Origin of the sequence: Streptomyces sp. NPDC086147 (genome assembly GCF_040702165.1) — a bacterium.
Classification (GTDB): domain Bacteria; phylum Actinomycetota; class Actinomycetes; order Streptomycetales; family Streptomycetaceae; genus Streptomyces.
Genome location: NZ_JBFBJO010000008.1, coordinates 245564 through 268582, shown reverse-complemented (window position 1 = coordinate 268582; position 23019 = coordinate 245564). Strand labels below are relative to the sequence as shown.

Below are 23019 nucleotides of genomic sequence, written 5' to 3'. Positions count from 1 at the left end.
CGCGGACCCTGAGTGAGGACACAGCGCCATGCCCGGCCGTCCCAGAGCCACCGGTGTCTTCGCGTACGGAGCGGCCGCGGGCCTCGCCGTCGACCTGCTCCTCGGCGACCCCCGCCGGGGCCACCCCGTCGCCGCGTTCGGCCGGGCCGCCGCCGCCGTCGAGCGGCGCCTCCACCACGACCACCGCGGCTGGGGCGCCCTGCACACCGCCGTCTGCGCCGGTTCCACCGCCGCCCTCGGCGCCCTCGCCGCCCGGACCGTGCGGGACCGGCCGGCCGCCGCCGTCGCGCTGACCGCCGCCTCCGTGTGGGCCGTCGTCGGCGGGACGACCCTGGGCCGGGAGGCCCGCGCGATCGGCGGGGCACTGGCCGCCGGGGACCTGGAGGTGGCCCGCGAGCGGCTGCCCCACCTGTGCGGGCGCGACCCGCAGTCCCTGGACGGTCCCGCGATGGCCCGCGCGGTCGTCGAGTCGGTCGCCGAGAACACCTCGGACGCCGTGGTCGGCGCCCTGTTCTGGGGCGCGGTCGCGGGCGTGCCCGGGCTCGTCGGCTTCCGGGCCGTCAACACCCTGGACGCGATGGTCGGCCACAGGTCCCCCCGGTACCGCCGCTTCGGCTGGGCCTCGGCCCGCCTCGACGACCTGGCCGGCTGGCCGGGCGCGCGCCTGACGGCCGCGCTCGCCACCGTCGCCGGCGGGAACCCGCGCGGGGCCGTGCGGGCCTGGCGGGCGGACGCGTCGAAGCACCCGAGCCCCAACGCGGGCCCGGTCGAGGCCTCCTTCGCGGGCGCGTTGGGCGTACGGCTCGGGGGCACCCTCTCGTACGGCGGGCGCGTCGAGCACCGGCCGGTCCTGAACGGGGAGGGGCGGGCCGTCGAGGTGGCGGACATCGAACGGGCGGTGGCGCTCTCGCGCCGGGTGACCGCGCTGACCCTGGCCGCCTGCGCGGGCGGCCGTCTGATCGCCGGCGCGGTGAAGCGCGGGAAGCGGAGGAGCGCATGAGGGGCGGGAGGGGCGGGGGGCTGCTGGTCGCCGGGACCACGTCCGACGCGGGCAAGAGCGTCGTGACGGCCGGGATCTGCCGGTGGCTGGTCCGCAGAGGTCTGAAGGTGGCGCCGTTCAAGGGGCAGAACATGTCCCTCAACTCCTTCGTCACGCGCGAGGGCGCCGAGATAGGCCGGGCCCAGGCCATGCAGGCGCAGGCCGCCCGGGTCGAGCCGACCGCGCTGATGAACCCGGTGCTGCTCAAGCCGGGCAGCGACCGCTCCAGCCAGGTCGTCCTGATGGGCAAGCCGGTGGGCGAGCTGAGCGCCCGGGGGTTCTTCGGGGGGTCCGGGGGGTCGTCCCCCGGGAAGGCACTGCACGGGGGGCGGCAGAAGGAGCTGTTCGAGCCGGTCATGGCGTGCCTGGAGGAGCTGCGGAGCACGTACGACGCGGTGATCTGCGAGGGCGCGGGCAGCCCGGCCGAGATCAACCTGCGGCGCACCGACATCGTGAACATGGGCGTGGCGCGGGCCGCGAAGCTGCCCGTGGTGGTGGTCGGGGACATCGACCGGGGCGGGGTCTTCGCCCAGTTCTTCGGCACGACGGCGCTGCTGTCGCCCGAGGACCAGTCGCTCGTCGCCGGGTACCTGGTGAACAAGTTCCGGGGCGACGTGAGCCTGCTCGAACCCGGGCTCGACATGCTGTACGGCCTGACCGGGCGCCGGACCTTCGGCGTCCTGCCGTACGCGCACGGGCTCGGCATCGACGAGGAGGACGGCCTGCGGGTCTCCCTGCGGGGCACCGTCCGGGAGTCGGTGGTGGCGCCGCCGGTCGGCGCGGACGTGCTGCGGGTCGCCGTCTGCGCCGTCCCCCTGATGTCCAACTTCACGGACGTGGACGCGCTGGCGGCCGAGCCGGGCGTGGTCGTCCGGTTCGTGGACCGGCCCGAGGAACTGGTCGACGCGGACCTGGTGGTCGTACCGGGCACGCGCGGCACCGTGAAGGCGCTCGCCTGGCTGCGGGAGCGCGGCCTGGCGGACGCCCTGGCCCGGCGCGCGGCCGAGGGCCGCCCGGTGCTCGGCGTCTGCGGCGGCTTCCAGGCCCTGGGCGAACGGATCGAGGACGAGGTCGAGTCGAAGGCCGGGGTGGTCGACGGGCTCGGTCTCCTTCCCGTACGGGTGCGGTTCGGGGTCGAGAAGACCCTGGCCCGGCCGGTCGGCGAGGCGCTCGGCGAGCGGGTCGAGGGGTACGAGATCCACCACGGCGTCGCGGACGTACGCGGGGGAGAGCCGTTCCTGGACGGGTGCCGGGTCGGCTCCGTGTGGGGCACCCACTGGCACGGCTCCCTGGAGAGCGACGGCTTCCGGCGGGCGTTCCTGCGGGAGGTCGCGGCGGCGGCCGGGCGCCGGTTCGTCCCGGCCCCGGACACGTCGTTCGGCACTCTGCGCGAGGAGCAGCTCGACCGGCTCGGCGACCTGATCGAGGAGCACGCGGACACGGACGCGCTGCTGCGGCTGATCGAGGAGGGCGCCCCTGCGGGGCTGCCGTTCGTGCCGCCGGGGGCGCCGTGAGGACCGGGACGCCCGCCGTCGACGGCCGCGCGCCGTCATTCGAACATCAACGATCCGAAGGAGAGACCACCCGATGAGCACCCGGTATCCGTTCACCGCCGTCGTCGGCATGGACGACCTGCGGCTCGCGCTGCTCCTGAACGCCGTCAGCCCGGCCGTGGGCGGCGTGCTCGTCCGGGGTGAGAAGGGCACCGCGAAGTCCACCGCCGTGCGGGCGCTCGCCGAGCTGCTGCCGGCCGTGCCGGTGGTCGCGGGCTGCCGGTTCGGCTGCGACCCGGCCTCGCCCGATCCGGGCTGCCCGGACGGGCCGCACGAGGCGGGTCCGGGGGTCGCGCGGCCCGCGCGGATGGTCGAACTCCCCGTCGGCGCCTCCGAGGACCGTCTCGTCGGCTCGCTCGACATCGAGAAGGCGCTCGCGGAGGGCGTGAAGGCGTTCGAGCCGGGGCTGCTCGCCGACGCGCACCGGGGCATCCTGTACGTCGACGAGGTCAACCTCCTGAGCGACCATCTGATCGACCACCTCCTCGACGCCGCCGCCATGGGCTTCTCGCACGTGGAGCGCGAGGGCGTCTCCGTGCGGCACGCCGCCCGGTTCCTGCTCGTCGGGACCATGAACCCCGAGGAGGGCGAGCTGCGGCCGCAGCTCCTCGACCGGTTCGGGCTGACCGTGGAGGTCGCCGCCTCCCGCGACCCCGAGCAGCGGGTGGAGGTCGTGCGGCGGCGGCTCGCCTTCGAGGACGACCCGGCCGCGTTCGCCGCGCGCTGGACCGGCGAGGAGAGCGCGCTGCGCGAGCGGATCGTCGCCGCGCGCGCCCTCCTCCCGCAGGTGACCCTCGGGGACGCCGTGCTGCTCCAGATCGCCGCGACCTGCGCCGCGTTCGAGGTGGACGGGATGCGCGCCGACATCGTCATGGCCCGCACGGCCACCGCGCTCGCCGCCTGGGCCGGACGGACCGAGGTCACCTCCGAGGACGTGCGGCAGGCCGCGCTCCTGGCCCTCCCCCACCGCCGCCGGCGCTCGCCCTTCGACGCGCCGGGGCTCGACGAGGACAAGCTCGACGAGACCCTGGAGCGGTTCAGGGGCGAGGAGCCGGAGTCCGGTCCGGACGAGGACCCCGACCCGGAGCCGGACGGCCCGGGGGACGGTGGTCCGGGAGACGGCGGGGGCGGTCCGGACGGCGGCGGGATCCCGCCGCAGGGCGACGGGCCCGCGCCCGAGGACGTACCGGCGCCGGAGGAGGCCCCCGCGTCCGAGCCGGCTCCCGAGCCCGCGCCGCAGAAGGCCGGGGCCGGTTCCGGCGAGCGGGCCGCCGTCAAGGCCGCCGAGCCCTTCCGTACGAAGGTGCTCAGCGTGCCCGGTCTCGGCGAGGGCGCGGCCGGGCGCCGTTCCCGGGCCCGCACCGAGCACGGCCGTACGACCGGCTCCACCCGGCCCCGGGGCGCGCTGACCAAGCTGCACCTGGCGGCGACCGTGCAGGCCGCCGCCCCGCACCAGAAGGCGCGCGGGCGGACCGGGCCGGGGCTCGTGGTCCGGCGCGACGACCTGCGGCAGGCGACCCGGGAGGGCCGCGAGGGCAACCTCGTGCTCTTCGCGGTCGACGCCTCGGGCTCGATGGCCGCCCGGCAGCGGATGAGCGCGGTCAAGGGCGCGGTGCTCTCGCTGCTCCTCGACGCCTACCAGCGGCGCGACAAGGTCGGTCTGGTCACCTTCCGGGGCCGGGACGCCGAGGTGGCGCTGCCGCCGACCTCGTCCGTGGACGCGGCCGCCGCGCGGCTCGAACAGCTTCCGACGGGCGGGCGCACGCCCCTGTCGGCCGGGCTGCTCAAGGCCCACGACGTGCTGCGGGTCGAGCGGTTGCGGGACCCCTCGCGCCGTCCCCTGCTCGTCGTCGTGACGGACGGGCGGGCGACCGGGGGGCGGGCGGCCGGCGACCCGGTGGCGCTCGCCGCCCGCGCGGCGCGGCTGCACGCCGCCGAGGGCACGGCGTCGGTCGTCGTGGACTGCGAGACCGGCCCGGTGCGGCTCGGCCTCGCGGGGCAGCTCGCGCGCGAGCTCGGCGGGACGGCCGTGACGCTGGACGAGCTGCGCGCCGACTCGATCGCCGGGCTCGTCAGGGACGTACAGGCAGGACAGACCGGACACGCAGCACGGACAGCCAGGAGGGCCGCCTAATGCCGCAGGGACAGCCGACCGTCGTTCCTGACGACGGTCTGACCACCCGTCAGCGACGCAACCGCGCGCTGGTGATGGTGCACACGGGCGTCGGCAAGGGGAAGTCGACCGCCGCCTTCGGGATGGCGCTGCGCGCCTGGAACCAGGGCTGGCCGATCGGGGTGTTCCAGTTCGTGAAGTCCGCCAAGTGGAAGGTCGGCGAGGAGAACGCCCTCAAGGCGCTCGGCGAGACCGGCAAGGGCGGCACGGTCACCTGGAACAAGATGGGCGAGGGCTGGTCCTGGATCCAGCGCGAGGTCGCCGAGGGCGAGCAGTCGCACGAGGACAAGGCGCGCGAGGGCTGGGAGCAGGTCAAGCGGGACCTCGCGGAGGAGCGGTACAAGTTCTACGTCCTCGACGAATTCGCCTACCTCCTCCACTGGGGCTGGATCGACGTGCACGAGGTCGTGGAGGTGCTGCGCGACCGTCCCGGTCAGCAGCACGTCGTGATCACCGGCCGCAACGCGCCGCAGGAGCTGGTGGACTTCGCGGACCTCGTCACCGACATGTCCAAGGTCAAGCACCCGATGGACGCCGGTCAGAAGGGCCAGCGGGGCATCGAGTGGTAGCACGTCTCGTCATCGCCGCGCCCTCCTCGGGCGCGGGCAAGACCACGGTCGCGACCGGCCTGATGGCCGCGTTCGCGGGCCGTGGCCTGGCCGTCTCCCCGCACAAGGTCGGCCCGGACTACATCGACCCCGGCTACCACGCGCTCGCGACGGGCCGCCCGGGGCGCAACCTCGACGCGTACATGTGCGGCACGGGCCTGGTGGCGCCGCTCTTCCTGCACGGGTCGCGCGGCTGCGATCTGGCCGTGGTCGAGGGGGTCATGGGGCTGTACGACGGCGCCGCCGACCAGGGCGAACTGGCTTCCACCGCGCAGGTGTCGAAGCTCCTGAAGGCGCCCGTGGTGCTGGTCGTGGACGCGTCGTCGCAGTCGCGTTCGGTGGCGGCGCTCGTGCACGGGTTCGCGTCCTGGGACCCGGAGGTGCGGATCGGGGGCGTGATCCTCAACAAGGTCGCGACCGACCGGCACGAGCACCTGCTGCGGGAGGCGCTCGGGGAGTCCGGGGTGCCGGTCCTCGGCGTGCTGCGGCGGGCGCCCGCCGTGGCGACGCCGTCGCGGCACCTGGGGCTCGTGCCGGTGGCCGAGCGGCAGGCCGCCGCCGTGGAGGCGGTGGCGGCGCAGGCCGAACAGGTCCTGGCCGGGTGCGACATGGAGGCGCTGCTCGCGCTCGCGCGGTCGGCTCCGGAGCTGTCCGCGGAGGCGTGGTCGCCGGCGGTCGTGGGGCGCGCGGTGGCGGGCCGGCCCCGGATCGCGGTGGCCGGCGGGGCCGCGTTCACGTTCTCGTACGCCGAGCACACCGAACTCCTGACCGCCGCCGGGGCCGAGGTCGTCACCTTCGACCCGCTGCGGGACGAGGCCCTGCCCAAGGGGACCTCCGGGCTCGTGATCGGCGGCGGCTTCCCCGAGATGTACGGGGGCGAGCTGTCCGCCAACGAGCCGCTGCGGAAGGCCGTGGCGGACCTCGCCGCCTCGGGCGCGCCGATCGCGGCCGAGTGCGCCGGCCTGCTCTACCTGGCGCGGTCGCTCGACGGCACCCCCATGTGCGGGGTGCTCGACGCCGACGCGCGCATGTCGGAGCGGCTGACGCTGGGGTACCGGGACGCGGTGGCCGTCAGCGACAGCGTCCTCGCGCCGACCGGGGCGCGGATGCGGGGGCACGAGTTCCACCGCACCGTGATCGAGCCGGGCGCCGGGGAGCGGGCCGCGTGGGGGCTGCGGCAGCCGGAGCGGCGCGTGGAGGGCTTCGTGCGGGGCGGAGTGCACGCCAGTTACGTGCACACCCACTGGGCGGGCGCGCCCGAGGCGGCGGCGCGGTTCGCGGCGGCGGCCGCGGACGGTCCGGTTTCGTGAGGTCAGCCGCCGGAGGCCCCCACCACCAGCCAGATGAAGCCGACGCCCGCCACTGTGCACAGCAGGGTGGAGCGGGCGGGGTGGTCGTGGTGGGCCTCGGGCAGGATCTCGGCGGCGGCGAGGTAGAGCAGGGCGCCCCCGAAGAAGCCGAGATAACCGCCGAGAAGTTCCTCCGGAAGGGTGAACAGCAGAGTGGAGGCGGCACCGAGGACCGGGGCGACGGCGTCCGCGACGAGCATCGCGAGGGCCTTGCGGCGCGCGTTCCCGTAGAGGCTCGTGATCGTGTACGTGTTGAAGCCGTCGGCGAAGTCGTGGGTGATGACGGCGAGGGCGACGGTGGCGCCCATGCCGCCGCCGACCTGGAAGGCGGCGCCGAGCGCGATGCCGTCCATGAGGCTGTGGCCGACCATCGCGGCGGCGGCCGTCATGCCGACCTGGGGGACCCTCTCGTCGGCCCCGACGCCGTGCGCGGCCCGGCGCACGGCAAGCAGGCGCTCGACGGCGTGGGCGAGGAGGAAGCCGCCGACGAAGAGCAGCAGGGCCTCCGGGACCCCGAAGACCTCGTGCCCGGCGGCCTCCAGGGCCTCGGGCAGGAGGTCGAGTCCGACGACGCCGAGCATGAGCCCGCCGGCGAGTCCGAGGACCAGGTGACGCCGGTCGGTGACGCGCCCGGCGACCCATCCTCCGAAGAGCGTCATGAGGAACGCGCCGAGCGCGACGACCACAGCCATGGGGCTTTGCTATCGGATGGGGAGGCGTCCGCGCACCTCGGTGTGGGCGCCCGGTCGGGCGTCCCGGTGGACGAGGTGCTGGCCCTCGTGGACGCGGTCCTGCGGGAGGCGGGGCTGCCGCGTGCGGCCGTCCGGTCCCTCGCCACGCTCGACGCGCGGGCGGCGGAGCCGGGGATCGCGGGGGCCGCGGCGCTCCTCGGCGTGCCGGTACGGGGGTTCGCGGCCGAGGAGTTGGCGGCCGTGTCCGTACCGCACCCGTCGGCCCTGCCCCTGGCCGCGACGGGCACGGCCTCGGTGGCGGAGGCGGGGGCCTTGCTGGCGGCGGGCGGGGCGGCGGCGCCCGTGGCGCGTGCGCGGGCCGTGCTGCTCGTGCCGAAGCGCAGAACCCGGCGCGTAACGTGCGCTCTCGCCGCTTCCGTCCCGGTTCGGTCGCACGAAGACGCCCCGGCCGTACGGTTGTTGCCCCCGTCACACGGGTACATCGCTGGCGAGCCTGGCTCACCCCCCACCATCCCCACCCCCCACACGACGGCGGCCATGGACATGCACACGCATACCGACGCCCACGACCTTCGCCACCACGGTGACGCCGAGGTCAGGGACGAGAAACTCATCGATCTCGCGGTCAACGTCCGGACGGACACGCCTCCGGACTGGCTGCGCAGACGCATCGCCGACTCCCTGACCGGTCTCGCCGCCTATCCCGACGGCCGGGTCGCGCGGGCCGCGGTCGCCGAGCGGCACGACCTGCCCGCGAACCGGGTGCTGCTCACGGCCGGCGCGGCGGAGGCCTTCGTGCTGCTCGCGCGGGCGCTGCCGGCGCGGCGGCCGGTGGTGGTGCACCCGCAGTTCACCGAGCCGGAGGCGGCGCTGCGCGACGCCGGGCACGAGGTGGAGCGGGTGCTGCTGCGCGAGGAGGACGGCTTCCGGCTGGATCCGGCGGCGGTCCCGGAGGACGCGGACCTGGTGGTGGTCGGAAACCCCACCAATCCGACCTCCGTGCTGCATCCGGCCGCCTCGGTCGCCGCGCTCGCCCGGCCCGGGCGGACCCTGGTGGTGGACGAGGCCTTCATGGACGCGGTGCCGGGCGAGCGGGAGTCCCTGGCCGGGCGGACGGACGTGCCGGGGCTGGTGGTGCTGCGGAGCCTCACCAAGACCTGGGGCCTGGCGGGGCTGCGGATCGGGTACGTGCTCGCCGCGCCCGGCACGGTCGCGGAGCTCGAACGGGCGCAGCCGCTGTGGCCGGTGTCGACGCCCGCCCTGGTGGCGGCGGAGGCCTGCATGTCGCGGGCGGCGCTCGCGGAGGCCGAGCACGCGGCGCACCGGATCGGGATGGAGCGGGCGCATCTGCTGGCCGGCCTCGCGGAGTTCGACGAGGTGCGGACGGTGGCGGGCGCCGAGGGTCCCTTCGTGCTCGTCCGGATCGACGGGGCGGACGCGGTGCGGGAGCGGCTGCGGTCGCTGGGCTTCGCGGCCCGCCGGGGCGACACGTTCCCGGGACTCGACCGGAACTGGCTGCGGCTCGCGGTCCGGGACCGGGCGACGACGAACCGCTTCCTCCAGGCGCTCGACCAGGCGCTGTTGATGGGGGGCTGAGGGGCGGCCGAGGAGTCCTCCGCCGCCCGTTCCCGGGAACGGGCCGGGGCCCGGGGAGGGCGATGTCGTCACCGCCGCCCTCCCCGGGCCCCGCCGTCCTGCTTCCCCCCGCGCCCCCCGGCGCTCCCCCTCGGGCCGTCAGCCGCGCGAGCGGGCGCGCGAACGGGTCAGCGCGAGCGCGCCGCCGCCCGCCACGACGAGGGCGAGCGCCCCGGCCGCGAGGTACGGGGTGGTGGAGCTGCCGCCGGTCTCGGCGAGGTTCTGGGTGGGGGTGCTGCCGCCGTTGTGGGTGCTGATGCCGTCGTCGCTCGGCTCGGCGGAGGGCCGGGGCTGCTCGGAGGGCCGCTCCGTCGGCTTCTCGGTGGGCTTGGCGGTCGGCTTCTCGGTGGGCTTCTCCGTGGGCTTCGTGCCCTTGGGCGTCTCGCAGGTCGCCTCGGCGAGGGTCACGGTGCCGTCGACCTCGGCGACGCCCAGCTCCAGCGGGTTGACCTTCACCTTGAGTTCGAGGGCGGTCGCCGCGGCGGTGCGGGAGGTCGTGGTGGTGCGGGAGACGTCCAGGGTGACCTCGCCGACCTCCGGCACGCTGACCCGGGTCCGGCCGCCCGCGGAGAGGGTGGTCCTCTTGCCGAGGACGGTCACGTGGCCGAGGACGTTCGACTCGGCGACCGGCCGCTCGCCCACCGCGCACAGCGCCTTGGAGGTGACCTTCTCGACCTCGACGAGGGAGAGCAGCGGGAGGCCGGGGACGTGCACGCGCGCCTTGACGAGGTTCACGTGCCCCTCGGCCCCCTCCTCGTCGACGGTGGCCTCGGAGGTGGCGACGTCGGCCTTGAGGATGTCGACCGGCTCGCCGTTCTCGGCCCCCCGCACCTTCACGGAGAGCGCGGTCTCGTGCTCGCTCTCCGGCGCCCTGACCTCGTTGAGGGAGGCCCGGACCGGCACGTTCGCCGTCCTGCCCAGGAGGGAGACGTCGAGGCCGGTCCGCAGGACGACGGCGGTGGCGCGTCCTTCGCCGCCCGTGGCGTGCGCCGCGGGGGCCGCGAGGAGCACGGGGCCGACGGCCAGGGCGGCGACGGTCGCGGCGGCCGCAGAACGGCGTACGGGCATGCGGAAGGTGTTGCTGTTCAAGGTGGTGGAACCCCCACAGGAGACATGGCGTCGCCGGCCGCTCACCACGGGGACGGTGGCTCGGCACGGTCCCGGCGACTTGGGACACCGGAATCTTTACGCACGGAGAGTGAACCGGCGGTCACCTGAAGCCAGTTCACCCCAAAGGGGGGTTTCCGTGTTCATTTTCGATTCTTTTCGCTACAACCGTTCCCGCTCGTCCCGCGTGTTTCGTACGCGAGGACGGCTGCGGGCGCGGGCGGGAACGGCGAGCGGGGGACGAGCAGGGGTGTGAACGAACGGTTCCGCCTCCGGGTAACGGTCCGTCAACCCGGCGCGCTCAGCTGTCGCGCCAGTACCCGAGGGCGTGGACGCGCTCCTTGGGCAGCGCGAGCTCCTTGCGCGCGTACCCGCCGAGGGTGCGGGTGGTGGAGGTGTCGCAGGCGATCCAGACGTACGAGGAGGAGTCGGCGAGCGCGGGCAGCTCGGCCTTCACGCGGGCGACGAGTTCGGCGCCGCCCTTCTCGCGCGGCACCCGGCGCAGGTCGTGCCGCTCGGGGTCGACGCGGAACGGCAGGTCGTCGTCGGAGGCGTGCCGGGTCTCGAACCAGACGGTGGCCGGGAGGCCGGGGAAGGCGTCGAGCAGGGAGTTGATCGCGGGCAGGGAGGCCGCGTCGCCGACCACGAGCAGCCGTCCGGGCAGCGGGGCGGGGGCCTCGAAGCCGGTGCCCTGGAGGGTGGCCTCCACGGTGTCGCCCGGGGCGCAGTCACGGGCCCAGCGGCTCGCGACGCCCTCGTGGAGGGCGAACTCCAGGCTGAAGGTGCCGGCCTCCGCGTCCGGGTCGACGAGGGTGTAGGCGCGCTGGTGCGGCTTGCCGCCGTCGTCGAACCAGACGCGGACCCACATCGTCGGGTGGATCCCGGCGGCGGCGAGGAGGCCGCCGTCCGTGAAGTGCACCCGCCGGTAGTCCTCGGTGACCTGCTCGGCACCCGTCACGGTGAACGTGAAGTCCTTGCCGCGCATCAGCTTGAGGACGGCGCCCTGCCAGCCGTGACCCACCGTGATCCCCTCCCCTTTGATTACTGTAGATTAATTTAGGTCAGCCTAACCTAAGATTTTATGGAAAAGCAGGGACGGGAGAGTTTCTCCGTGAGCATCGAGGTCTACCGGGACGCCTGGGGCGTCCCGCATCTGCGGGCCGGGGACCCGGACGAACTCGCCTTCGCCCAGGGGCGGGTCACCGCCCGTGACCGCGCCTGGCAGCTGGAGGTCGAGCGGCACCGGGCCCGGGGCACCACGGCCGCGTTCCTCGGCGCCGCCGAACTCGGCTGGGACGTCTTCGCCCGGCGGGTCCGGCTCTCGGACACCGCCCGCCTCTGCTTCGCCCGCCTGGAGCGCACGGACGCGCCGACGGCCGCGTGGGTGCGCGCGTACGTGGACGGGGTCAACGACGGTCTGGCCGAGGGGGCGCGGCGCACGCCCGAGTTCGCGGAGACCGGTCTCGCGCCCGGCCGCTGGGAGCCGTGGACGCCGCTCGCTGTCTGGCTCTCGACCCACATCCTCTTCGCGGGGTTCCCCACCAAGCTGTGGCGCGAGGAGGTCGCGCGGCGGCTCGGCGAGGAGTGGACGGAGCTGTTCGCGACGGACGGGCCCGGCACCGCGGGCTCCAACGGCTGGGTGGTCGCGGGCGAGCGGACAGCGAGCGGGGCGGCCCTGGTGGCCGGTGACCCGCACCGGTTCATCGAGGCGCCGGGCGTCTACCAGCAGATCCGGCTCGCCTGCCCCGCGTACGACGTGGTGGGGCTCGCCGTGCCGGGCGTCCCCGGCCTCGCGCACTTCGGCCACACCGGGCCGGTGGCCTGGGCGATCACCAACGCGATGGCGGACTACCAGGACGTGTACCGGGAGCGGCTGCGGCGGCTGCCCGACGGCGGCGTGGAGGCCCTCGGCCCCGAGGGCTGGCGCTCGGCGACGGCCCACACCGAGACGGTCGAGGTCGCGGGCGGGGAACCGGTCGTGATCGAGGTGATCGAGACGGATCGGGGGCCGGTGATCGTCGGCGTGGACGAGGAGCCGGAGACCGGAGGCCCGGAAGGCGGAGCCCCGGAGGCCGGAGCCCTCTCCGCCGGCGTCCCGCGGGCCGAGGTCCCCGTGGACGGCGTCCCCGCGGACGCCCGGACGGCGGGCGACAGTCCGGCGGCGGGCGCGCCGGTGGACAGTTCGGCGGACGGGGTCCTGGAGAACGGTCCGGTCGGCGGCGCCCCCGAGGGCGTCCGGCCCGGCGGGGACGACGGCTGGGAGGTCCTCGCCCTGCGCCACCCGCCCCGGGTCACCGGGCGGCTCGGTTTCGAGGTGCTGCCCGCGCTGCTGCGCGCCCGGACCGTCGGGGATGTGGACGCGGCGCTCGACGGCTGGGTCGAGCCGGTGAACGTGGTCCAGGCGGCCGACACCCGGGGCGGGCTGCTGCACCGGGTCGCCGGCTACGTCCCCGTACGGAACCGGGCCAACTCCCTGCGCACCGTGCCCGCCTGGGATGCGGCGCACGCCTGGGCGGACGCGCCCGCCCCGCTGCCCCGCGCCGAGGTCCGGGGCCACGCCGTGATGGCCAATGCCCGGGGCCTGGCCGCGCCGCTGGGCGTCGAGTTCGCCCCGCCGCACCGGGCGGACCGGATCGACGCGCTGCTCGGCGCCTCGGCCGACTGGACCCCGGAGACCACCACCGCCGTCCACCGGGACACCGACAACCCCTCGGCGGCTCCCCTCCTCGCGGCGGCCGAACGCGCCGGGGCGGGCCTCTCCCCCGCCGCCTCGGCCGTGCGGGAGCGGCTGCTCGCCTGGGACCGGCGCATGGACGCGGAGAGCACTGGCGCCGGTCTGTACGCGGCCGTCCGGGGCGCGGTCGTCCGCCGCCTCGCCGGGCACGAGGCCTTCGCGGCACTGCGCGAACCCGCCCCGTATCCCGAGGTGTTCCGGCCCTGGCTGGCCCTCGGGCCGCGCGTGGCCTTCGCCCTGGAGACCCTGCTCACGGCCGGGCCGGTGCCCGCCGGGGACGTCGACCGGATCGTGCGCGAGGCCCTGGAGGAGGTCGCGGCCGGGGAGCCGCCGGCCGCCTGGGGCACCACCCACCGGCTCGCGCCCTGGCAGGCGCTGCCCGACCCCGACGATGCGCGGTGGCCGGGGCTCGCCGGAGACCACGACTGCGTGCTCTCCACGTCCAGCGTGCCCGGCTGGACCGACCGCGGCGCGCGCGCCTCCGCCGCCCGCTACGTCTGGGACCTGGCCGACCGCGAACGCAGCGGGTGGGTCGTCCCGTTCGGCGCGTCCGGCGTGCCCGGCGACCCCCACCACGAGGACCAACTCCCCCTGTGGCTGCGGGGCGAGCTCGCCCCCGTCACCACCGACTGGCAGTACCTCACCAAGGAGCAGGGATGACCACCGCCGTTCACGTCCAGACCGTCGAGGGCTTCGGCACCGTCACCATCAGGCCCGTCGATCCGGACCGGGACGCCCTGCTCCTGCACGGCTGGGTCAACGCGGAGCGGTCCCGCTTCTGGGGCATGACCGGGACCACCGTCGAGCAGGTCCGGGACGTCTACGCGCACCTGGACTCGCTCACCACCCACCACGGCTTCCTGGTCACCAGGGACGACGAGCCCGTCGCCCTGCTCCAGACCTACGACCCCGGGGCGGACCGGGTGAGCGAGTGCTACGAGGTGCTGCCCGGGGACATCGGCGTGCACTTCCTCATCGCGCCGAACACGTCCCCGGAGCCGGGCTTCACCGGCAAGGTCGTCACCGCGCTGATCGCGTTCACGCTGAAGGACCACACGCGGGTCGTGGTCGAGCCCGACGCCGCCAACGAGAAGGCCGTCGCCCGCATGGCGCGGATCGGTTTCGAGCTGGGCCCGGAGGTCGTGCTGCCGGAGGTGAACCTGCCGGAGGTCTTCATCCCAGAGAAGCGGGCCCGGCTCGCGTTCCTGACCCGCTGACCCCCGGACCGCCGGCCGGCCGGACGTGACGGGCGGCCGGTCAGCCCACGGCCCTCCCGTCGACGACGATCCGCCGCGGTGCCGCCAGGACGCGGACGTCCGCGCGCGGGTCCTCGCCGTAGACGACGAGGTCGGCGGGGGCGCCCTCCTCCAGGGCGGGGCGGCCCAGCCAGGCCCTGGCCCCCCAGGTGGTGGCCGAGAGGGCCTCGACCGGCGGGATGCCGGCCCGGGTCAGCTCCTCGACCTCCTCCGCGACCAGGCCGTGGGCGAGGGAGCCGCCCGCGTCGGTGCCGACGAAGACCGGGACGCCCGCGTCGTAGGCGGCGCGGACCGTGTCGTACCGCCGCTCGTGCAGCCGTCGCATGCGGGCCGACCAGCGGGGGAACTTCTCCTGGCCGCCGTCCGCGAGGTGCGGGAAGGTCGCGATGTTGACCAGGGTCGGGACGATGGCGACGCCCCGCTCGGCGAAGAGCGGGATGGTGTCCTCGGTGAGCCCGGTGGCGTGCTCGACGCAGTCGATGCCCGCCTCGACGAGGTCGCGGAGCGAGTCCTCGGCGAAGCAGTGGGCGGTGACCCGGGCGCCGAGCCGGTGGGCCGCCGCGATGGCCGCCTCCACCTCGGCGCGCGGCCAGCAGGCGGTGAGGTCGCCGACCTCGCGGTCGATCCAGTCGCCGACGAGCTTGACCCAGCCGTCGCCGCGGCGGGCCTCCCGGCCGACGTACGCGACGAGGTCGGCGGGCTCGATCTCGTGCGCGTAGTTGCGGATGTAGCGGCGGGTGCGGGCGATGTGCCGTCCGGCGCGGATGATCTTCGGCAGGTCCTCGCGGTCGTCGATCCAGCGCGTGTCGGAGGGCGAGCCGGCGTCCCGGATCAGCAGGGTCCCGGCGTCCCGGTCGGTGAGGGCCTGCTTCTCGGCGGTCTCCGCGTCGACGGGTCCGTGCCGGTCGAGGCCGACGTGGCAGTGGGCGTCGACGAGTCCGGGCAGGACCCAGCCCTCCACGGTCACCGCCTCGGCGGCGGGCCGGTCGAAGGTGATCCGCCCGCCGACGCACCACAGTTCGTCCCGGACGTCCTCGGGGCCGACGAGCACCCGCCCCTTCACGTGCAGCACCGCGTGATCGCTCATGACCGCACTGTACGAGGACGGGGCCGGCCGCCGTCGGCCCGGGGCGGCCGGGGCCGCTGGGTACCCTGATCCGGAGCTCCCTCCGTACCGCCGGAACCCGGCCGGACCGAACCGAAGAAGGCACCACCGTGACCGTGACGCACCCGCTCCTGGACCTGGCCCCGCTGACCGCCGCGCACTTCGCGTCGATCGAGCGGCGGGTGGCCGCGCTGCTCTCCACGGAGCAGGACGTGGTGATCACCCAGGGCGAGGCGCTGCTGCCGCTCGAAGGGTGCATCCGGAGCGGGGCGCGGGCCGGTTCGACCGCGCTGAACGTCGTCACCGGCCCGTACGGGCAGACCTTCGGGAACTGGCTGCGGGACTGCGGCGCGACCGTGGTCGACCTGGAGGTGCCCTTCCACGCGGCGGTGACGGCGGAGCAGGTGGAGCGGGCGCTCGCCGAGCACCCGGAGATCGACTTCGTGTCCCTGGTGCACGCGGAGGCGGCGACGGGCAACACCAATCCGGTCGCGGAGATCGGCGAGGTCGTGCGGGCCCACGGCGCGCTGTTCTACCTGGACGCGGTGGCGTCGATCGGCGCGGAGCCGGTGCTGCCGGACGCCTGGGGCGTGGACATGTGCATCATCGGCGCGCAGAAGGCGATGGGCGGCCCCGCGGGCGTGTCCGCGGTGTCGGTGAGCGCGCGGGCCTGGGAGCGGTTCGCCGCCAACCCGGCCGCGCCGCGCCGCTCGTACCTCTCGCTCCTGGACTGGAAGGAGCGCTGGATCGACGGGGGCCGCAAGGCGCTGCTGCACGCCCCGGCGCAGCTGGAGATGCTGGCCCTGGAGGCCTGTGTGGAGCGGATCGAGGCGGAGGGCCTGGACGCGCTGATGGCGCGGCACGCCTCGGCGGCGGCCGGGACCCGCGCGGGCGCGCTCGCGCTCGGCGGCGGCCTGGAGCCGTACGTGTACGAGGCGGGGGACGCGGCCCCGGTGGCGACGACGCTGCGCGCCCCGGAGGGCGTGAACGCCGCCGAGCTGGTGGCGAAGGCGCTCGCGGCCGATCCGTCGCTGCCGCTGATCGCGGGCGGCGGGGCGCTGTCCGGGGAGATGATCCGGGTCAACCACTACGGGGTGGACGCGACCCCGGGCGCCGTGCAGTCCTCGCTCGCCGCGCTCGGCGCGGCGCTCGGCGAGACGGGCCGCGCGGTGGACCTGGAGGGTGCGCGCCGCGCGGTGACGGAGGCCTGGAAGTAGGTCGTACGGCGGGAGGGGGCGGGGTTCCGGTGCCGGGATCCCGCCCCTTCGCCGTACGCCCGGACGGTTACAGCGCCGGGTAGTCCGTGTAGCCGCGGTGGTCGCCGCCGAAGAAGGTGGCGGGGTCCGGGGTGTTATAGGGGCCGCCGGCCCTCAGGCGGGCGGGCAGGTCGGGGTTGGCGATGAAGAGGGCGCCGTAGGCGACGAGGTCGGCGGTGCCGTCCTCGATCAGGGCGAGGGCGTCGGGGCCGGTCGGGCCCTCGGTGGCCGGGTTGAGGACGAAGGTGCCGGAGAACGCCTTGCGCAGGGCGAGGGTCAGCTCGCGGACCTCGGGCGCGGGCTCCGTGACGTGCAGGTAGGCGATGCCGATCGGGTCGATCGCGGCGACGAGGGCCGGGTAGATCGCGTCGGTGTCGGTCTCTTCTATGTCGTTGTAGGTGTTGGCCGGGGAGATCCGCAGGCCGGTGCGCTCGGGGCCGATCTCGGCGGCGACGGCCCGGACGACCTCGACGGCGAAGCGGACGCGGTTCTCGACCGGGCCGCCCCACTCGTCGGTGCGGTGGTTGGAGCCGGTGGCGAGGAACTGCTGGACCAGGTAGCCGTTGGCACCGTGGATCTCGACGCCGTCGAAACCGGCCTCGACGGCGTTGCGGGCGGCGGCGGCGAAGCCCGCGATCGTCTCCCGCACCTCGTCGGCGGTCAGCTCGCGCGGGGCGACGAACTCGATGAGGCCGCTGCCGGCGTAGAGCTTTCCGGCCGGGGCGACGGCGGAGGGGCCGACGGGGTGGAGGCCGCCGTCGAGGACCTCGGGGTGGCTGATCCGGCCGGCGTGCATGAGCTGGGCGAAGATCCGGCCGCCCTTCTCGTGGACGGCGTCGGTGACCTCGCGCCAGGCGGCGATCTGCTCGGCGGTGTACAGGCCGGGGGTGTCGGGGTAGCCCTGGCCGATGGCGGTGGGCTGGATGCCTTCGGTGATGATGAGGCCGGTGGAGGCGCGCTGGGCGTAGTACTCCGCGACGAGCGGGGTGGGGGTGCGGCTCCGGCCCTCGGCCCGGCTGCGGGTCATGGGGGCCATGGCGATGCGGTTGGCGAGCCGGGTGCCGGCGAGGTCGATCGGATCGAAGGCGGTGGTCATGGCGATCCCTTCGCGCAAGGTATGTGGTCGACCAAGTATCTGGCTTGTGTGGTCGGCCAAATATCTGGTTCGGACGCCACTGTAACCCATTCATTGGCCGACCAAGGTAATCTTTGTGTGACGACGTCCCGAGGAGCCCCCGTGTCAGGAACCGACCCCGTCTGTACCGAGCCGCCGCTCGCCGCCACGCGCTGCGGGCCCGTCGGCCACTCCCTGGCGCGGGTCGCGCGGATGCACCGGATCGCCATGGGGCGGCGGCTGCGCGAGCTCGGGCTCTACCCGGGCCAGGAGCTGATGATGATGCGCCTGTGGGACTGCGGTCCGGTCCGGCAGTCGGAGCTGATCCAGTCCCTGGGCCTGGACCCGTCGACGGTGACGAAGATGCTCCAGCGGCTGGAGCAGTCCGGCCACGTCCGCCGGGGCCCGGACCCGGCGGACCGGCGCGCGGTCCTGGTGGAGGCGACGGGGAGGGGCCAGGCCCTGCGCACCGGCGTCGAGGACGTCTGGCGGGACCTGGAGTCGCTCTCGCTCGGCGGCCTCTCCCCGGCGGACGGGGCGGAGCTGGCCCGGCTGCTCGACCTCGTCGCGGAGAACCTGCGCGAGGAGACGGAGGAGGCGGGAGACTGCCCGCCGGGGGCGACGGTCTGCTGAGGGGTGACCCCCTCCCCCGGTCTCAGCCCGCCAGGACGTCCAGGGCCCGGTCCACGTCCGCCGTCGTGTTGTACAGGTGGAAGGAGGCCCGCAGGTTGCCCGCGCGGGCCGAGAGCAGGACGCCGGCCCTCTCCAGGGCGTCCGCGCGGTCCCCGAGGCCCGGGACGGCGACGACCGTCGAGTCGTCCGCGACCGGCTCGTGCCCGAGGGAGCGGAGCCCGGCGCGGAAGCGGGCCGCGAGCCCCTTGTCGTGGGCCTCGATCCGCTCGATGCCGACCTCTTCGAGGAGGGCGAGCGAGCGGGCCGCCCCGTGGTACGAGAGGAAGGCCATCGGCTCGTCGAACCGGCGCGCGGAGCGGGCGAGTTCGCGGACCGGGCCGTAGCTGTTGGCCCAGCGATCCTCGCCGGTGACCCAGTTGGCGTGGATGGCGACGAGCGAGTCCTGCGCCTCCTCGGTGACGGTGAGGAAGGACGCCCCGCGCGGACAGAGCAGGTACTTGTAGCCGCCCGCGACCGTGTAGTCCCACTCCCCCGCGCGCAGCGGCAGCCAGCCCGCCGCCTGGGTGGCGTCCAGGAGGGTGCGGGCGCCGTGGGCGGCCGCGGCCTCCCGTACCGCCGCGAGGTCGGCCGTCCGCCCGTCCGACGACTGCACGGCGGAGAGGGCGACGAGGTCGGTCTCCGGGCGCACGGACGCGGCGAGCCGGTCGAGGGGCGCGAAGCGGACCTTGAGGTCGCCGCGGACCGTGAAGGGGGTGATGACGGAGGAGAAGTCGCCCTCGGGGAAGAGGACTTCGGATCCGGCGGGCAGCGACTGGGCGATCATCCCGCAGTGCACGGCGACCGAGCTGCCGACGGCGACGCGCTCGGGGGCGACCCCGGCGAGCCGGGCGAAGGTCGCCCGGGCCTCGTCGACGATCTCGAAGCTCCCGGACCCGCCGGGGCGCCCGTCGGCGGTCTCCCGCGCGAGGAGCGTGACGGCCTCGACGGTCCTGCGGGGCATCAGCCCGCAGGTGGAGGTGTTGAGGTAGGTCTTCTTGGGCGCGAACTCGGCGCCGCCGAGGGGCTGGTCGAGGGAATCCATGGCCCCACCCTGGATCCCCGGTGATCGTCCGTCAATCGCGCTCCCACCCGGGGGAACGTCCAAGTGCGGCTTATCGCCGCAGTTCGGAGCGGGTGGGAGGGCCCGGCCCGGAGACGGCGGGAGCCGCGATCCGGGCCGGGGCGGGACCGGCTCAGGCCCCCGGGACCTCGCAGCCGTCGGGGCCGCAGGCCTCCGCGTCGGCGCCGAGCGGCTGGAGGGCGCGGCCCTGCCAGGCCTGTTCGAGGGCCTGGGTGAAGACCTCGGCGGGCTGGCCGCCGGAGACGCCGTAGCGGCGGTCGAGGACGAAGAACGGCACGCCGTCGGCGCCGAGCTCGGCGGCCTCGCGCTCGTCCTGCCGTACGTCGTCGGCGTAGGCGGTCCCGTCGGCGAGGACGGCGCGGACCTCGGTCTCGTCGAGGCCGGCCTCCACGCCGAGCGCCACCAGGGTCCCGGCGTCGAAGACGGAGCGCTCCTCGGCGAAGTTGGCCCGGTAGGCCAGGTCCAGGAGCTCGCTCTGCCGGCCGCGCGCCTTGGCGAGGTGGAGCAGCCGGTGGATGTCGAAGGTGTTGCCGTGGTCGCGGCCCTCGGTGCGGTAGCCGAGCCCCTCGGAGTGCGCGCTGGAGGCGACGTGCGCCTCCATGGCCCGGGCCTCGTCGAGGGTGCGGCCGTACTTCTTCGCCAGCATCTCCAGGACGGGGGCCGTGTCACCCTTGGGGCGGCCGGGGTCGAGCTCGAAGGAGCGGTGCACCACCTCGACGTCGTCGCGGTGCGCGAAGGCCGCGAGCCCCTTCTCGAAGCGCGCCTTTCCTATGTAGCACCAGGGGCAGGCGATGTCGCTCCAGATCTCGACGCGCATGGGGTTCTCTCCGGGGGGTGTGACGAAGGGGCTGACGTGGGGTGTTCGGTGCGGGGAACGCTCCCACCGGCCCGTTTCATTCCGTGTGCGGGGGCGGTGTGAGCCGGAGCACCCGGTGGCCGCCGCTCCCCGGCAGGCGGCTGAACGTGGCGCGGTGGGCGCTCGGGGTGAGCCCGGTGCGGCCGTCCCGGCCGAGCGGGCGGGGACGGCGGGGGGGCTCCTGAACGCGGTCCGGCAGACGGCGGGGGCGCCGGCGATCGCGGTCTTCGGTTCGCCGGCGGGCCGGTCCGTGACGTCGGCGCCGGGCACGAGCCTGCTGATCAGCGCCGGGTTCCTGACCCCGACGGGGCCGGCCTCGCTGCGGCTTCCGCGCCGCCGGGCCTGAGGAGGTGGCGCGTACGGGAGCGGACCCTCCCCTCGCCACTCTCAACGTATAGCGCACAGGGGGGCTTGCGGCAAGGCCCCCTCCGTGCCGCAGAATCGCCGACCTGCCCGGAAAAGACCCAGGCCAGACACTGCGAAACGGGAGACCCACCACGTGCCCACCTCTTCCTCCGCCCCTCTCCGCCCCGGCGCCGCGAGCGGCGCGTTCGACCTTCCCGGCCGGCTCTCCGCCAAGGCCGACCCGGCGCTGATCGCCGCCGACGAGCGGCACTTCGCCGCCGTCGCGGAGAGCCTGGAGCGGTCCGTCGCCGAACTGTCCGGGCGGCTCGACGACCTGCGGAGGGCGCCCGGCGGCATCGGGCGCGAGGCGATGGAGCGGGACTCCGAGATCCACCGGCTGACCACGCGCCTGCGGACCCTGCGCCGCTTCGGCCTCGATCTGTGCCTCGGCCGGGTCGTCGGCGCGGACGGTTCCGAGCCGGTGTACGTCGGGCGGCTCGGGCTCACCGACGACACCGGCCGCCGCCTGCTGATCGACTGGCGCTCCCCGGCCGCCGAGCCGTTCTTCGGGGCGACCCACGGCAACCCGATGGGGCTCGCCAGCCGCCGCCGGTACCGCTGGACCGGCGGCCGGATCACCGACTACTGGGACGAGGTGTTCACCGCCGAGGGGCTGGAGGGGCACGCGGCGCTCGACGACCAGTCGGCGTTCGTCGCGAGTCTGGGCGGCACCCGGTCGGCCCGGATGCGGGACGTGCTCGGCACCATCCAGGCCGACCAGGACGCCGTCGTCCGGGCCGGTTCCAGGGGCGCGCTCGTCGTGGACGGCGGCCCGGGCACCGGCAAGACCGTCGTCGCCCTGCACCGCGCCGCCTATCTCCTGTACGCGGACCCGCGCCTCGGGCGCCGCGGGGGCGGCGTGCTGTTCGTCGGGCCGCACCAGCCGTATCTGGACTACGTCTCCGACGTCCTGCCCGGTCTCGGCGAGGAGGGGGTGCGGACCTGCACGCCGCGGGACCTCGTCGCGGAGGGGGCGGGGGCGGGGGCCGAGGACGATCCGGAGGCGGCCGCCCTGAAGTCCTCGGCGGCCATGGTGGGGGCGATCGAGACGGCCGTCCGGTTCTACGAGACGCCCCCGGCGGAGGCGACGACGGTCACGACCCCGTGGGGCGAGGTCCGGCTGACCGCCCGCGACTGGGCGCGGGCGTTCGAGGCGCCGGAGGCGGGGACCCCGCACAACGAGGCGCGCGAGCAGATCCGGGAGGAGCTGGCCGAGATCCTGCGGGACGGGCTGGACGCCGAGGTGCCGGAGGACGAGTTCCGGGCGTCGCTGCGCGGGGACCGGGAGCTGACGGCCGCGCTCCACGGCGCGTGGCCGCTGATCGAGGCGGCCGACCTGGTCGGGGACCTGTGGACGGTCCCCGCCTATCTGCGCCTGTGCGCGCCCTGGCTCGGCCCGGACGAGGTGCGGCGGCTGCGGCGCGCGGACGCGCACGCGTGGACGGTGTCCGACCTGCCGCTCCTGGACGCGGCCCGCCGCCGGCTCGGCGACCCGGAGGCGACGCGGCTCGGGCGCCGGCGCGAGGCCGCCGTCGCCGCCGAGCGCGTCCGCCGGGCCGAGGTCACCGCGAGCCTGCTGGAGAACATGGTGATCGACGAGAGCGAGGGCGCCATGGGGATGCTGCGCGGGCGCGACCTCCAGGAGAGCCTGATCGACGAGGACGCGCTGCCCGCCGCCGCGCCGGACCCGCTCGCCGGTCCCTTCGCGCACGTCGTGGTGGACGAGGCGCAGGAGCTGACCGACGCGGAGTGGCGGATGCTGCTCGCGCGCTGCCCGTCGCGGAGCCTCACGATCGTCGGCGACCGCGCCCAGGCCCGGCACGGGTTCACGGAGTCGTGGCGGGAGCGTCTGGAGCGGGTCGGGATCGACCGGATCGAGGTGGCCTCCCTGAGCGTCAACTACCGGACGCCGGAGGAGATCATGACGGAGGCGGAGCCGGTGATCAGGGCCGCGCTCCCGGACGCCAACGTGCCGGTGTCCGTCCGCCGCGGCGGCGTCCCCGTCGCGTACGGGCCGGCCGGGGACCGGGACGCGGTCCTGGACGCCTGGCTCGCGGAGCACGCGGAGGGGACCGCCTGCGTCATCGGCGACCCCTCGTTCCGCGAGCGGCCCCGCGTCCGCTCCCTGACCCCGTCCCTCGCGAAGGGCCTGGAGTTCGACCTGGTCGTCCTCGTCGACCCGGAGGCGTTCGGCGGGGGCGTCGCGGGGGCGGTGGACCGGTACGTCGCGATGACCCGGGCGACGCGGAGCCTGGTGGTCCTGAGGAGCGCCTGACGCGGACGGGACTCCTTCCGTACGAGGAGTGCCTGACGCGGACGGGACTCCTTCCGTACGGGGTGCGGTCCCCGTGCCGGAGGAGGGCGTCTCCCCCGTGCGGCGGAGG

At 75.4% G+C, this 23019-nt stretch carries 18 protein-coding genes and 1 pseudogene; 12 read left to right on the top strand and 7 right to left on the bottom strand.

The features are described 5' to 3' along the window. The first annotated feature begins 28 nt into the window (after nucleotides 1–28). The 5 genes from AB0398_RS20055 (at nucleotide 29) to AB0398_RS20035 (ending at nucleotide 6683) form a co-directional block, all read left to right on the top strand. Nucleotides 29–1000, top strand: a complete 972-nt coding sequence (locus AB0398_RS20055) for a cobalamin biosynthesis protein (protein WP_366376817.1) — start codon at nucleotides 29–31, stop codon at nucleotides 998–1000. After that, nucleotides 997–2553, top strand: a complete 1557-nt coding sequence (locus AB0398_RS20050; RefSeq protein ID WP_366376816.1) for a cobyric acid synthase — start codon at nucleotides 997–999, stop codon at nucleotides 2551–2553. Before AB0398_RS20055 ends, AB0398_RS20050 begins: the two co-directional genes overlap by 4 nt. Before the next feature lie 73 nt (nucleotides 2554–2626). After that, complete coding sequence (locus AB0398_RS20045) at nucleotides 2627–4726, top strand: putative cobaltochelatase (protein WP_366376815.1); 2100 nt, start codon at nucleotides 2627–2629, stop codon at nucleotides 4724–4726. Continuing rightward, on the top strand, nucleotides 4726–5334 hold the full coding sequence (cobO, locus tag AB0398_RS20040; RefSeq protein ID WP_366376813.1) for a cob(I)yrinic acid a,c-diamide adenosyltransferase: 609 nt from the start codon (nucleotides 4726–4728) through the stop codon (nucleotides 5332–5334). The genes AB0398_RS20045 and cobO overlap by 1 nt, the downstream gene beginning before the upstream one ends. Continuing rightward, nucleotides 5328–6683 carry a cobyrinate a,c-diamide synthase gene (locus AB0398_RS20035; protein ID WP_366376812.1) on the top strand — a complete coding sequence of 452 codons (1356 nt, stop codon included), beginning with the start codon at nucleotides 5328–5330 and terminating at the stop codon, nucleotides 6681–6683. The genes cobO and AB0398_RS20035 overlap by 7 nt, the downstream gene beginning before the upstream one ends. A gap of 2 nt (nucleotides 6684–6685) precedes the next feature. On the opposite strand, the gene AB0398_RS20030 is transcribed toward AB0398_RS20035, so the two are convergent. Further along, the gene (locus AB0398_RS20030) at nucleotides 6686–7414 is read right to left on the bottom strand and encodes a ZIP family metal transporter (RefSeq protein WP_366376810.1); all 729 of its coding nucleotides are present in this window, start codon (nucleotides 7412–7414) and stop codon (nucleotides 6686–6688) included. A 6-nt stretch (nucleotides 7415–7420) separates the two neighbouring features. On the opposite strand from AB0398_RS20030, the gene cobC reads away from it, so the two are divergent. Then, nucleotides 7421–9010 carry an Rv2231c family pyridoxal phosphate-dependent protein CobC gene (gene cobC / locus AB0398_RS20025; protein ID WP_366376808.1) on the top strand — a complete coding sequence of 530 codons (1590 nt, stop codon included), beginning with the start codon at nucleotides 7421–7423 and terminating at the stop codon, nucleotides 9008–9010. A gap of 138 nt (nucleotides 9011–9148) precedes the next feature. Here cobC and AB0398_RS20020 read toward each other — a convergent pair whose 3' ends face one another. Both AB0398_RS20020 and AB0398_RS20015 read right to left on the bottom strand, forming a co-directional pair. Then, nucleotides 9149–10138: an SCO1860 family LAETG-anchored protein gene (locus tag AB0398_RS20020; protein ID WP_366376806.1), complete on the bottom strand. Its 990-nt coding sequence runs from the start codon at nucleotides 10136–10138 to the stop codon at nucleotides 9149–9151. 319 nt (nucleotides 10139–10457) lie between these two features. Continuing rightward, nucleotides 10458–11177: a siderophore-interacting protein gene (locus tag AB0398_RS20015; RefSeq protein WP_366376804.1), complete on the bottom strand. Its 720-nt coding sequence runs from the start codon at nucleotides 11175–11177 to the stop codon at nucleotides 10458–10460. Between the two features lie 60 nt (nucleotides 11178–11237). Between AB0398_RS20015 and AB0398_RS20010 the strand changes: the two genes are divergently transcribed. Both AB0398_RS20010 and AB0398_RS20005 read left to right on the top strand, forming a co-directional pair. Beyond that, a complete protein-coding gene (locus AB0398_RS20010; RefSeq protein WP_366376802.1) occupies nucleotides 11238–13550 on the top strand; it encodes a penicillin acylase family protein in 2313 nt (770 codons plus the stop codon). Continuing rightward, on the top strand, nucleotides 13547–14107 hold the full coding sequence (locus AB0398_RS20005) for a GNAT family N-acetyltransferase (protein ID WP_366376800.1): 561 nt from the start codon (nucleotides 13547–13549) through the stop codon (nucleotides 14105–14107). Before AB0398_RS20010 ends, AB0398_RS20005 begins: the two co-directional genes overlap by 4 nt. Before the next feature lie 40 nt (nucleotides 14108–14147). Here AB0398_RS20005 and AB0398_RS20000 read toward each other — a convergent pair whose 3' ends face one another. Beyond that, nucleotides 14148–15233 carry an amidohydrolase family protein gene (locus AB0398_RS20000; protein WP_366376799.1) on the bottom strand — a complete coding sequence of 362 codons (1086 nt, stop codon included), beginning with the start codon at nucleotides 15231–15233 and terminating at the stop codon, nucleotides 14148–14150. 134 nt (nucleotides 15234–15367) lie between these two features. Here AB0398_RS20000 and AB0398_RS19995 point away from each other — a divergent pair, with 134 nt between their 5' ends. Beyond that, the gene (locus AB0398_RS19995; RefSeq protein WP_366376926.1) at nucleotides 15368–16468 is read left to right on the top strand and encodes an aminotransferase class V-fold PLP-dependent enzyme; all 1101 of its coding nucleotides are present in this window, start codon (nucleotides 15368–15370) and stop codon (nucleotides 16466–16468) included. A gap of 67 nt (nucleotides 16469–16535) precedes the next feature. On the opposite strand, the gene AB0398_RS19990 is transcribed toward AB0398_RS19995, so the two are convergent. After that, a complete protein-coding gene (locus AB0398_RS19990) occupies nucleotides 16536–17603 on the bottom strand; it encodes an alkene reductase (protein ID WP_366376798.1) in 1068 nt (355 codons plus the stop codon). Nucleotides 17604–17744: 141 nt separating this feature from the next. On the opposite strand from AB0398_RS19990, the gene AB0398_RS19985 reads away from it, so the two are divergent. Then, nucleotides 17745–18254 (top strand): MarR family winged helix-turn-helix transcriptional regulator, encoded by a 510-nt coding sequence (locus tag AB0398_RS19985; protein ID WP_366376796.1) that lies wholly within the window; start codon nucleotides 17745–17747, stop codon nucleotides 18252–18254. A gap of 22 nt (nucleotides 18255–18276) precedes the next feature. On the opposite strand, the gene AB0398_RS19980 is transcribed toward AB0398_RS19985, so the two are convergent. Next, nucleotides 18277–19335 (bottom strand): aminotransferase class V-fold PLP-dependent enzyme, encoded by a 1059-nt coding sequence (locus AB0398_RS19980; RefSeq protein ID WP_366376795.1) that lies wholly within the window; start codon nucleotides 19333–19335, stop codon nucleotides 18277–18279. Nucleotides 19336–19486: 151 nt separating this feature from the next. Then, a complete protein-coding gene (locus tag AB0398_RS19975) occupies nucleotides 19487–20191 on the bottom strand; it encodes a DsbA family oxidoreductase (protein ID WP_366376793.1) in 705 nt (234 codons plus the stop codon). Between the two features lie 181 nt (nucleotides 20192–20372). Here AB0398_RS19975 and AB0398_RS19970 point away from each other — a divergent pair. Together AB0398_RS19970 and helR are read left to right on the top strand one after the other, a co-directional pair. Next, nucleotides 20373–20576, top strand: a pseudogene (locus AB0398_RS19970) (MFS transporter); the annotation flags it as partial. A gap of 153 nt (nucleotides 20577–20729) precedes the next feature. After that, nucleotides 20730–22910, top strand: coding sequence for an RNA polymerase recycling motor ATPase HelR (gene helR / locus AB0398_RS19965; protein WP_366376791.1), 2181 nt, complete (start codon nucleotides 20730–20732; stop codon nucleotides 22908–22910). The last annotated feature ends 109 nt before the right edge of the window (nucleotides 22911–23019 follow it).